The 12,113-nt window shown below is 43.2% G+C and carries 7 protein-coding genes and 2 tRNA genes; 2 read left to right on the top strand and 7 right to left on the bottom strand.

Features of this window, described 5'->3' with window-relative positions; translation table 11 throughout:
- Positions 1-23 precede the first annotated feature (23 nt).
- Both QPK24_RS07160 and QPK24_RS07155 read left to right on the top strand, forming a co-directional pair.
- On the top strand, positions 24-371 hold the full coding sequence (locus tag QPK24_RS07160; protein ID WP_285747410.1) for a phage holin family protein: 348 nt from the start codon (positions 24-26) through the stop codon (positions 369-371).
- A gap of 172 nt (positions 372-543) precedes the next feature.
- On the top strand, positions 544-927 hold the full coding sequence (locus QPK24_RS07155; RefSeq protein WP_285747407.1) for a cupredoxin domain-containing protein: 384 nt from the start codon (positions 544-546) through the stop codon (positions 925-927).
- Between the two features lie 95 nt (positions 928-1,022).
- On the opposite strand, the gene QPK24_RS07150 is transcribed toward QPK24_RS07155, so the two are convergent.
- The 7 genes from QPK24_RS07150 to QPK24_RS07120 all read right to left on the bottom strand — a co-directional run bounded on the left by QPK24_RS07150 (position 1,023) and on the right by QPK24_RS07120 (position 12,110).
- Positions 1,023-4,085, bottom strand: coding sequence for a hypothetical protein (locus QPK24_RS07150; RefSeq protein ID WP_285747406.1), 3,063 nt, complete (start codon positions 4,083-4,085; stop codon positions 1,023-1,025).
- A gap of 213 nt (positions 4,086-4,298) precedes the next feature.
- Positions 4,299-6,749: a phenylalanine--tRNA ligase subunit beta gene (gene pheT, locus QPK24_RS07145; protein ID WP_285747404.1), complete on the bottom strand. Its 2,451-nt coding sequence runs from the start codon at positions 6,747-6,749 to the stop codon at positions 4,299-4,301.
- A 59-nt stretch (positions 6,750-6,808) separates the two neighbouring features.
- Positions 6,809-7,843 carry a phenylalanine--tRNA ligase subunit alpha gene (pheS, locus tag QPK24_RS07140; RefSeq protein WP_285747401.1) on the bottom strand — a complete coding sequence of 345 codons (1,035 nt, stop codon included), beginning with the start codon at positions 7,841-7,843 and terminating at the stop codon, positions 6,809-6,811.
- A gap of 516 nt (positions 7,844-8,359) precedes the next feature.
- Complete coding sequence (gene abc-f / locus QPK24_RS07135) at positions 8,360-10,261, bottom strand: ribosomal protection-like ABC-F family protein (protein WP_285747398.1); 1,902 nt, start codon at positions 10,259-10,261, stop codon at positions 8,360-8,362.
- Positions 10,262-10,665: 404 nt separating this feature from the next.
- On the bottom strand, positions 10,666-11,814 hold the full coding sequence (locus tag QPK24_RS07130; protein WP_285747396.1) for an SGNH/GDSL hydrolase family protein: 1,149 nt from the start codon (positions 11,812-11,814) through the stop codon (positions 10,666-10,668).
- 141 nt (positions 11,815-11,955) lie between these two features.
- A tRNA-Gly gene (locus QPK24_RS07125) sits at positions 11,956-12,026 on the bottom strand.
- Between the two features lie 10 nt (positions 12,027-12,036).
- Positions 12,037-12,110 (bottom strand) — tRNA-Pro (locus QPK24_RS07120).
- Positions 12,111-12,113 lie beyond the last annotated feature (3 nt).

Below are 12,113 nucleotides of genomic sequence, written 5' to 3'. Positions count from 1 at the left end.
AAAATCTTAGGAGGTTATATGATATGTCAATTTTAGGGGCAATTGTTCGTTTTATTGTGGCAGCAATTGTATTGTTGCTGGTAAGTTGGATCGTTCCTGGTTTCTCTGTACACGGTTTTGGCAGTGCACTACTGTTAGCACTGGTCATCGCACTACTCGGATGGGTGGTCGAAAGTATTTTCGGCAAGAGAGTATCTCCCTTTGGTCGGGGGATCGTGGGATTCCTAGTTAGTGCGCTTGTCATCTGGTTATCCCAATATATTGTTAACGATGTATCCGCAAGTATTCTCGGTGCTCTTCTAGCAGCCCTTGTGATTGGGATCATTGATATTTTTGTCCCAACTCCATTCGATGCAGCCAAAAAACATTAATCAATGGAACATAACAGCAAAAAGGTCTTCTTCTTCATGAAGGAGACCTTTTTGCTGTTTTTATTGTTCGATAATTCAAAAATATGACGTAATTGGAACGTTCACCCCGAGAAGAACTACGGTATCATAAAGATGTATGTACCTAAAATATTTTTATGGGAGGTTCTCACTCTTGAAAAAAGCAATCGTACTACTTCTCAGTGCAATGTTACTATTCGTACTTGCTGCATGCGGTCAAGACTCGAAATCGGGTTCAGACAGCGGAATTACGGAACCAGATGTGGCAGCAAGTGAAGAAATTACTATTAAAGCAACAAATTACGAATTTGATCAACCTGAATACCGTATAAAAAAAGGAGTTCCCGTTCGTATTGTTTTTGAAAACGTAGAAGGGAACCATGGAATTATTGTACCAGGACTCGGCGTGCAGCTCGACACGAAAGAGAGTTCTACTGTGATTACCCCGAAAGAGACTGGCGAATTTGAAGTTGCCTGTTCTATTTTCTGCGGTAAAGGTCACTCCTCAATGATATCTAAAATTATTGTGGAAGAATAGCAATACAAAAGACCCTCGCGCAAGGCTGACTAGCCTGGCACGAGGGTCTTTTACAATGAATTATACAATGCTTCTTCTAGTGAATAAAAGCTGCATTAGTTTTGATCCTGCTCAATCAGTTCAATCCATTCATTATACTCCGTTTGGAGTTTAGCATACTCTTCTTGCAGTTTACGGTATTCACTCGCCAAATCTTCTGATTTATCTTGATGCATTTCACGTTCAACTTCTAGGAGCCTCAACTGGTGTGCGGTTATTTCATAACGCTCCATAATTTCCTGAAGTTCGGTTTCAAGTGCTTTTTTATCGCTTTCGAGTGAAGAAGAACGAGAGATCGCTTCATTTTTCTCATAGGATAATTCAAGCAATCTATCATTACCAGCTGCAATTTGTTTCTGCCAGCTCTTCACTTCTTCCTCTAGATGCTTGCGATTTGCTTCCCAATCAGCTTGTTGGTTCATGAGATACTGATATTCGCGCTGAAGTTCCTTATTCTCTTGATCCATTCGCTCCTGCTGATTTGTCCATTCCTGTTCTTTCTCAGCCCAATCTCTAAGTTGACTGCGAAGTTGTTTCTGTTCCTCTTCCAATTGTTTGCGTTCCTGCTGAAGCTTGGACTCCGCTTCTGTAAGCTCTTCACATCTTAATTGCCATTCAATCGCTTCTTCTTCAGCTTTATTGAGCAGAGACTGCGTATTATTCACTTCTTCTTTGGTATCTTTCAGTTCAGCTTCACGAATATTTAGATCTTTACGAAGCCGCTGCAACTCTTGTTCGTATTGCTCTGACATTTGAAGATGCTGCTGAGCCTCTTCTACAGAAGATTCAAATTGATCATTCAGTTCAGCATACTTACCGTCAAGAACAGACAACTGTTCTCTAAGATGATCGGCCTGCTGTTGCGCTTTTTGTGCTTCCTCTTGAGCGCTATTCAGCTTCTGCTGTAATTCGCGATGACGCGCTTCTGCAGACTCCAATTGCTCTGCACTTTCTAAGACGTCATTCTCCAGCTGACTAATCTCCTGTTTTCTTTGTTCCGCAATGATTCTCCAATTTTTTTCACTTTCCGTAAGTGTTGCAATTTCACTTTGTAATTTACGGGTTGCCGCATGAGCTTGTTCGAGTACTTTTTGCAATCGGCGCTGTTCCTCTTCCGCTTTGACTCCCGCTTGTTTCATTTTATTCAATTCCTGCTGGCTAGTCGCTTGTTGCTCCTGCAATTTACGGATGAGCGCAGTACTCGCTGTTTCCCTTTCAGCTGCTTGTTGTACTTTTTGTTTCAGCTCTTCTATTCTTTCCTGTGCTTTCGAACGATCTTGTTCAGCTGCATGAAGCTTTCTCTGCAGAGCAACACTGTTTTCTTTGGTTTCCGTAATCTGTTGTTCAAGTTCCTGTATTCGGCGCGTATGTTTTGAAATGTTCTCTTCCGCAGCAACATTCAAAGATTCAAGTTTCTGGATTCGAGCCTTCTCCTCTTCTAATACAGCCGTCAATTGTTTGCGCCCTTCTTCTTCTTCAGATAGTACCCTCATCGCTTCTTCAAGCTGTAAACTCGCTTCTTTTCGCTCGTTTTCGAGACTCTCCTGCAATTGAGCCAATTCTTGAAGAAGTTTCTGCTCTTTCTTATCATGATCAGCCATCATTTGCTGTTTCGTGTTATTCAGTTCTGTTTTGTACAGTTCATACGCTTCTGTCTCGGCTTTCTCTGCTTCTTCCAACGCAAGGCGCTCAGCCTCTTGCACTTTAGCTTCCATTTCCTTCTTCAATTCTTGAAGCTGTTCTTCTGATCTTTCGCGTTCTGCTTCCAGATCATCATTTGCTTGTTGAAGACGATGTTCCAGCTGTTCTGTACGCTCTAGCGCATCTGCTTTAAGTGATGAAATTACATTTGCATGCTTTTCTTCGGTCTCCGTGAGCATTTCCATAACTTCATTAATACTCTTCTCTGCTTCTGCCTGAGCCTCTGCTTTGATGGATTCGATATCAAGCGCATGCTGTTCTTGCCATTGTTCAAGCTTCGATTGCAGCTGTGCTTCTGCAAGGCGAATCTGTTCGTCAGCTGCGGTGCGAGCTTCACGAATTTCGGTGTCAGCCAGTTCCTGCATGGTTTGTAATTCTTCTGCAGCTTGCTGTTTATAATCTTGCAGCGCTTGATCTGCAGCCGCACGTTCCTGTTCCTTACGTTCCAATTTCTTCTCAAGGTCTTTTTTCAATTGTTGCCAATTGTTCTCAAGTTCCTGCTGTTTACGCTGGTGTTGCTCCGTAAGGTTTTTAAGTTTAATTTGAAGTTCTTTATCCCAATTTTGTTTATCTGTTTGGAGCTGTTTCTCCCAATGTTCTTTGTTTGCCTTAAGTTGTTTTTCCCAATTCTGTTGATCGGTCTGGAATTTAGTTTCAAGTGTTTTACGTTCTTGAACCACTTTATTTAGTTCAGCCGAACGCTGACTCAGGAGTACATTCAGCTCTTTCACTTTTGCGTCTGCTTCTTCTTGAAGTTTCCTTTGCTTTTGATCTGCTTCTTCTTGAAGTTTCTTCTGCTTTTGCTCTGCTTCAGCCAGCACTTCCTTACGCCGAGCCTCAAGCGCTGCCGTATGCTCTTTTTGTTTGTCCGATAATTGTTGCTGCCACTTTTTATCGTTCTGCTGCATACGAGTAGAGAGTTCCGTATTATTTTGCTTCGCCTGTTTTAATTCTCCCTCCCGAAGTGAAACCTTCGCAAGAGCTTCTTCAAGCTGAGCTTTGAGTGCTTTTTGTTCTTCGGCACGAACACTCTCAAGCTGAGCCAGTGCTTGCTGAGCAGATTGCTTTTCTTTCTCCATCTCTTTCGCAGCCGTTTCAAACTGCTCTAATTTTTCTTTTTGTTGTTCATAAGTCGTTTTGAGTTTATCCAGCTCAGTAACAAGCTGAGTACGTTCACCAGTGACCATCTTCAGTTCATTCTTTACTTGCTGAACCTGAAGAGACTCTTCTGCCATATGTACTGCAGTGAGTACTGCAAGTCTTGGAGTATCCAGTCTGGCATGATTTTTAGAAATGGTGTTCATTCTTTCATCGACCATACTGGCCACTTGTTTCATATATTCGGCACTGCTGCCGACCAATTTATAAGTAGTTCCGTAGATCTCTACGGTAACGCGTGTACGATCAGGTGTAGTCACAGTTGTGCCCTCCTTCAAGTCTGTATGTTGATTCTTAGATGATGTAACCCTATTTATTAGGTTATAAGTGTAAGTATAAAGATCCCTAAACAAAAAGTCACATCGAAGCCTTTATCTTTAAGGATTCGATGTGACTTAGAGCAATTCCTTCAATTAATTCCTCAAAAAATAAAGGAGAAACATAGAAACTTACACGTCAAGCTCGTCATATCCTTATTTTCGGAGTTCGGCTCCAAAACGAGTAGAAAGATCTTCTACTACTTTACTATGAACGGCTGTAATTTCTTCTTCTGTCAGCGTATGTTCATGGTGACGGTATGTCAGGGCAAGAGCAACACTTTTCTTACCAAGACCTAGTTTTTCTCCAGTAAAGATATCGAACACCTGAACTGATTGTAACAGTTCTCCTGCCGAATCGCGAATCGATGCAAGCATTGCTCCTGCTTCAACATTCTCCTCAACGACAACTGCAATATCACGTTCAACAGCAGGGAAACGAGGAAGCTCCCGATACACAAGTGCAGGTCTAGCATATTCATAGATTGCTTCAAGCGATAATTCGGCAACATACGTATCCGCCAGATCATAGCTGTTTTGAATTTCAGGATGAACCTGCCCCAATGTTCCGATCAGGATCGCATCTTTACCTTCTACATTTAGATAAATAGAGGCTGAACGTCCCGGATGGAAGTCCTTCGGTTCATTTGCAACATAGGACACGTTTTTATCAAGACCAAGGTAAGCAAAAATAGTCTCAATAGCTCCCTTAAGATCAAAGAAGTCTACTTTTTGTACAGACGTATTCCACTGTTTTTCTACACGATTCCCACTAAGAAGCAGGGATAGTGCAGGAATTTCACGCGGCTGTTTTGTCAAGCTTTCTTCTTCTGTATAGAACACATTTCCGATCTCGAAAAGTGCCAGACTGTCCTGTTTACGATTTCGGTTGTATTCTGCTGCGGAAAGCATCTGCGGCAAAATGCTAGTTCTCAGCACACTTTGCTCTTCACTCATCGGCATAGCCAGTTTAACAGAGTGACTGCCTTTGGTAAGTTCCGAGAACAATGAACCGCGCACCGGATTTACGAAAGAGTAACTGATCACTTCATGATAACCGCCATTTGAAAGAAGAGCGCGAAGCGCACGGCGAATCGTTTGTTCCTTCGTGAAGGAACCTGGTGTAGTTGGACCTTCAATTACGGTTGTTGGAATAAGGTCATATCCATATAACCTTGCTACTTCTTCAATCAAATCTACATCACGGGTAATATCACCGCGGCGGGTAGGAACAGTTACTTTAATTTCATCACCAGATGATACCTCATATGCAAAATGAAGACGATCGAAGATCGCTTTAATCTCTTCTGTTGTGAGCAGGGTTCCCAGATATTGATTCACTTTATCAGTAGATAAAGAAATCACAAGCTCTTCTGTTTGAGCGGGTGCAGATTCTACAACCCCTGGATGTACCGTACCCGCTGCATACTGAGCGATCAGAGATGCTGCGCGGTTCAGTGCTGGAATGACGGAGTTCGGATCTACATTTTTCTCAAAACGAAGACTAGATTCCGAGCGAAGCCCAAGATCACGAGATGTTTTACGAACCGTTGTTCCATCAAATTTAGCAGATTCGAGCAACAGGTTAACCGTACTACTTGTTACTTCGGAGTTTTCTCCGCCCATCACCCCTGCGATTGCAACCGGTTTTTCACCATCGGTAATAAGAAGCATCGTTTCTTTCAACTTGCGTTCTTGTCCGTCAAGGGTCACCATTGTTTCGCCTTCAGCTGCCGTACGTACAACAATGTTACCGTGAGCAAGGCTATCTGCATCGAATGCATGTAAAGGCTGTCCATATTCAAGCATGACATAGTTCGTAATATCCACAATATTATTAATTGGACGAATACCCGCTGCCATAAGACGATTTTGCATCCACAGTGGAGAAGGAGCAATCTGTACTCCGGTAATATAGCGAGCAGCGTAGTGAGTGCAGAGCTCAGGCGCATTCACCGTTACTGAGATATGCTCCGCTGCTGGGGAACCCGATTCTGTCAATTGTTCTTCCGGTTTTGGCAAAGTAATTTCTCTGCCTAAAATCGCGCTCACTTCGTAAGCTGCACCAATCATTGATAATGCGTCAGAACGGTTTGGTGTCAAATCAAGTTCGAGCACTTGATCATTAAGACCGAGTACTTGTTCGATCGGCGTACCTGGTTCAAGATCGGAAGGCAGAACAAGAATGCCTTCTTGTTGTTCTTTTGGCAGCAATTTATCATTCAGTCCCAGCTCTTTCGCAGAACAAATCATCCCTTGGGATAATACCCCGCGCAGTTTTGCTTTTTTGATATCAAGACCGCCGGGAAGTTTGGCTCCGATCATAGCTACCGGTACTTTTTGACCTGCATCTACATTTTTCGCGCCGCATACAATTTGAAGTTCTTCTTCAAGACCTGCATCGACTTTACAAATATTAAGTTTATCCGCATCCGGATGTTTTTCTTTACTCTTCACGTAACCGACTACAACTTTCGTAATTCCTTGGTTACGGTTTTCCACTGCATCAATTTCAATCCCCGCTCTTGTAATACGCTCAGCCAGATCTTCCGGAGCTACATTTTCAAGAGATATATAATCAGACAACCACTCTGTAGATACTCTCACGGACGTTCACTTCCTTCTATAAAAATAGGTTTACCTTGTTATTTGTAATTACGAATAATCTATAATCTTGCAAATTGCTTCAAGAATGACATATCGCTGTTATAAAAATGACGGATATCATCCACACCATATTTCAGCATGGCTATACGCTCAACACCCATACCAAATGCAAAACCGCTGTATTCAGCCGGATCGTATCCGCCCATCTCCAGCACTTTTGGATGTACCATTCCTGCTCCAAGAATCTCAATCCAACCTGTTTGTTTGCAAAGTCTGCATCCTTCACCGCCGCATTTAATGCAAGTAACGTCAACTTCTACACTCGGCTCTGTAAACGGGAAGAAACTTGGACGAAGTCTGATCTCGGTATGAGCACCAAACATTTCACGAACAAATTGCAAAAGGGTACCTTTCAGGTCACTCATTCGGATGTTTTTGCCTACAACGATTCCCTCTACCTGATGGAACTGGAAGGAATGAGTCGCGTCGTCATCATCTCGGCGATATACTTTTCCTGGTACGATTACTTTTACCGGGGATTCACCTTGCATTGCTTGCATGGTACGAACCTGCACGGGAGAAGTATGTGTTCTCATGAGGATGTCATCTGTAATATAGAACGAATCCTGCATATCACGAGCTGGGTGGTTCTTCGGCAAGTTAAGTGCTTCAAAGTTAAAATAATCCGTTTCCACTTCTGGTCCTTCTGCTACTTTGTAACCAAGCCCAACGAAGATATCTTCAAGGTCCTGAATTACTTTTGTTAACGGATGAAGACCTCCCTCAGGCATACGGCGTCCTGGCAAGGAAATATCAATTTTTTCTTTAGAAAGACGTCTTGCTGTTTCTTCTTTTTGGAAAGCATCTTGTTTTTCCTGAATAACAGACTCAATCGCACCGCGTACTTCATTCGCCACTTGCCCGATAACCGGACGTTCCTCTGCACTCAGGGCACCCATACCGCGTAAAATCTCAGTGAGTGCTCCTTTTTTACCTAAATATTTCACACGTATTTCACTTAGCGCCTTATCATCGGCTACGTTTGCAAGCTCAGCGAGAGCTTCAACTTGCAGTGCTTCCAATCTTTCTTTCATGTTGCGGTTACTCCCTTCGTAACTCTTTAGATTTTGACCAATAAAAAAGGCCTTTTCTCCCCCAAAAAAGGGACGAAAAGACCGTGGTACCACCCTTGTTAGATTCATGTACGACTAAAATAAATCTACGGTTTTATAATAAAACCGAGCTAGTCTGTACGAATTCAATCTCACTTTAGCACGTTTGTAACGGTCGTGAACCGGTATCCTCTACTGACCATGAAATAAGGCATTTACATAGACACCCTATCTGCTGTTCAAGGAACTGCTCCGGAGCGAACTTCGACAGCCTGATTTCGTAGAAACGCTCTCAATCTAAGCGGCGCTTCCTCCCTGTACAAAAGCACTGTGTACTCTTCTCCATCCATGCATTTTGCTCATAAAAATCTCATATATAGATGAAACTAAAGGCCGTCACAAATCTTTGCTTCATTCCGTTAGTTTTTCTACATTGTTTGCTACATTATTATACGCAAATGACAAGTCCCAATCAAGTCCTCGCCTCAAAAATAGGCACTACTTCTTCTCATATGCATCAAGCTGTGCACGTATTTGGCGGATTTCCTCTAGAACAGACTCTCCCATGTAGTAAGACTCTACATCCGCAGGCTGACCGTTACGATGATTTGAAACGACTGATCCTGTCAGTAATTCATGCAAACGGTGCTGCAAATGCATACGCCGATTATCTTCCTCACGCTCTGCCGGAGCTTTATTTTTGCGGTCCAGATGGTCTTCATACTCTTCCACAGTTCCATCATATATATCGAGCCGACCTTGTTCATCCCCGCTTAGCTCAATCAGCTGATTAGCAATCTTTCTAACAAGCGTACGGTCATGGGATACAAATACCAGAGATCCTTCGTAACGAAGCAGAGCCGTCTCCATCACTTCGCGCGTATCAATATCTAAATAGTTAGTCGGTTCGTCCAGAACAAGTAAGTTTGCTCCGCTGAAATATAGACGAATAAATGCCGCTCTGCATTTTTCCCCCATACTCAGATCACCTATCTTCTTAAACGCATCATCTTTTGAGAATAAAAAATTACCGAGTACAGTACGAGCTTCGGTCTGCGTCATATAGGGATTAACGAGTAAACTGTCCAGTAATGTCATTTCTGTATGAAGACCTTCCAGCTCCTGAGAGAAATAGCCGATCTTCGTCTTCGGATGAAGAACTACATTTCCCTTTTGCGGGGTCAAACTACCCGTGATCAGCTTAAGCAGTGTTGTTTTTCCTGCTCCGTTCGGACCCCGAAGGACTAATCGCTTCCCGCGTTGGACCGAAAAAGTAGCTCCTGTGATGACAGGTTTTCCACTTTCTTCGTATCGATATTCTACATCCTGAAGCTGAACAAAAGTGCGGGCTTCGAACTCACCATCCTTGAGTTCCATACTGACTTTCGGTTCCAAACGCGGTCGTTCCACACGCTCTCCTTCTAATCGTTCCAGCTGTTTCTGCTTGGCATGATATCTTGATATGTTTTTATTCGCTCTCGCCTTGTAATAGCTTGCAGCTGCTCTCGTTTCAGTCACATTACCTGCATTATTGTGAGATTTTACGAACCACTCCTGATATTTACGAATGGATTCTTCTAATGCTTTTTTTGCAAGTTCTTGTTTGCGATACTTCGTTTCCTGCTCTTTGCCCTCACGCTTCTTCTGCTTCTTATAATCTTCATATCCTCCGGGATATTTACGAACACCGTCTTTGCTGAGTTCACAGATCGATGTCGCTGCATGATCTAAGAATGTCCGGTCGTGTGAGACAAATATGAGGGTGCCCTCATAAGATAAAATCCAGTTTTCAAGCCAAATCAAACTTTCTTGATCCAGATGATTGGTTGGCTCATCCAGAATAAGAAGACGCGGTTTTCTGGTTAATAAAGCGGCTAGACGCAGTCTAGTCTTTTGCCCACCACTGAGTGATACATAAGGACGGTTCCATAACTCTGCTCCAATCCCAAGGTGCGTCATCATTTTTTCAAGTTCTATTTCTCTAGCATAGCCGCCGTGTACTTCATATTGTTCCGTAATCTGTTCATACTGCTCCATGAATTCTGAGATCTTATCTTGATCGCCTGATGCAAGGTTTGCCTCCGCTTTCTGCAATTTCAGTTTCAAGCTTCCCCAAGCCCCGCTTTCCTTATAGGCAACTTCTTGTACTGATTCCACCGCATCTGCTTTGAAATCTTGCCGCATAAATCCAATCTCTTCCTGTTCTAAGTGAATGGTAAGCGTCCCCTCTGATGCCTGTTCGCTTCCCGTCAAAATGTGCAGTAAGGTCGTTTTACCACATCCATTACGGCCAAATATAGCAATTCGCTCATGCTCGTTCACTTCCATATTTACATGTTCAAACAGCTGTCTACCGTTCCATTCTTTACTTATTTCATGCATATGAATTAGTGTCGTCATATGAATATCTCCCTCTTTCTCTTCGCGCAAGCTAAAACACTGCAAGCAAGCAGCCTGCAGCGAAGACGAGAGCCTATAGAAATGAATGCACCTAAAGATGGGTGGTAGGTAAAATAAGTCCAGGTCTAAATGTGCTACCTTACTCTGCCATAGTTAATGAACAGAACTTATTCAAGGTACAAAAAGCACAAAAAAACCACACCATTCCCATGACTGAATGTAGGCACACTTATCCTAGGGTCGTCAGCCGCAAACAGCTAACCTGCTTCACCATCGGTTTGCAGTTATCCGTAGGATTTCATGTGCTTTACTTCATGGGACGTGTGGTTACCTCTCATTCATCTTTAATTGTTAGTTAGTATAGCACAGCATCATTTATTTCTAAACATGTAATTTTTTGCGCTTCATAAATTTTGTTCGCGAAACCACTCTAGAAAAGCATCTGCGACTTCTTTTCCCGCAATGCCGTTTGGATGCGGGTCAAATTCATTACTCATAAATCTAGGCTGAATCCGGTGTTCCTGTGGTGCAGGGCAGGATAAAACTTTGGCAATATCAAACACTGCATCCGTTCCTTCGGGTTGACACGTCCGAATCGTTTCATTGACAGTTCGCCACACTTTCTCTCTATCCTCTGTAAAATTAAACGGCGGCACCGTAAATAAGACCACCCGCACACCCCTTCGCTCGGGATTTTGCTTTATTTTTCGGATAATAAATGATAAGTCCGCAAGCAATTCATCTGTGCTTCGATTTCCAATATCCATATCATTCACCCCGAGGACAATGGCCACGATACTGCCCTGTTTGGATTTAGCAAGCCACGGGCCGTCCGTTGCTGCATCATAGGCTCTTGCCCATCCGGAACCGATATTCCAAATACTATATTCAGGACCAAGACCATCAGCTATGCGAGAAACCCAGTACTCATAGCCGTCCTGCCCTGTTCTTACTCCCTGCGTTATGGAATCTCCCAAGAAAACAATCTCTTCCTTCCGTTGTCTTTTATATCCTATAAAAGCAGGCAGAACTAGCCGATTCTCAGAAGCTGTAAAGAGCGCACCTTCTTCATCTGCCTTATTCCCCTCTGCTTCAAAAGCAGATACAAGCAGCCCCTCCGTATTATATGGAAATGATTTTCCTGCTGGAGCTGAAATTGTCCATGAGAACACTAAATCATGTCCTGCCGGAACATCTATATGTACTGAATCACTCCAGAACTTCTCTGCAGGAGTGACTTCTTTACTCACTTCTCCATCAAATGTCACCTTTTCTGCGCTGCCAGGTATAATACTGCCATCTCGTTTATGCCCACTGACCGCTACATAAGCGCTTTCAATAACCCACACACCGCCAGGCATACTTCCTTTTGCCGTGTTCCCTACATCCCAAGTCGAGTCTACCGCATTACTATGCCAAAACTTTAAATCAAGCTGACCTGTTTCTCTCAGTCTTAGGTATGTCCGGTAGGTACGTGTAGAGGCTGTTTCCTGCTCCAAGATGAAATTAGTTGCCGTAGAAACGGCTGTTGCCGATCCATATTCACCTTCCATTTCCCGCTCATTCCTCCTCATTATGTAAAATAAAACGATCGTAAATCTATTATACTAAAGCTTTGGTTATAATTGATTATGAATTAGGTTCTTGGAAAACAAAAAAAGCCCCTTGCCTTAGGCAAGAGACTCTTACTATGAAGCGGGTGATGGGAATCGAACCCACGCTATCAGCTTGGAAGGCTGAAGTTCTACCATTGAACTACACCCGCACAGTGACGATCGGGACGACACGATTTGAACATGCGACCCCCTGGTCCCAAACCAGGTGCTCTACCAAGCTGAGCTACGTCCCGTCA

Origin of the sequence: Paenibacillus polygoni, assembly GCF_030263935.1 — a bacterium.
Taxonomy (GTDB): Bacteria; Bacillota; Bacilli; order Paenibacillales; family Paenibacillaceae; genus Paenibacillus; species Paenibacillus polygoni.
Note: the sequence above shows the minus strand (reverse complement) of the source record. Positions and strands in the feature narration are given on the sequence as shown.

Excerpts from the sequence above, each read along its gene's own strand:
- QPK24_RS07160 (WP_285747410.1), top strand. The coding sequence starts at position 24 with ATGTCAATTTTAGGGGCAATTGTTCGTTTTATTGTGGCAGCAATTGTA.
- pheS (WP_285747401.1), bottom strand. The coding sequence starts at position 7,843 with ATGAAAGAAAGATTGGAAGCACTGCAAGTTGAAGCTCTCGCTGAGCTT.
- abc-f (WP_285747398.1), bottom strand. The coding sequence starts at position 10,261 with ATGACGACACTAATTCATATGCATGAAATAAGTAAAGAATGGAACGGT.
- QPK24_RS07130 (WP_285747396.1), bottom strand. The coding sequence starts at position 11,814 with ATGGAAGGTGAATATGGATCGGCAACAGCCGTTTCTACGGCAACTAAT.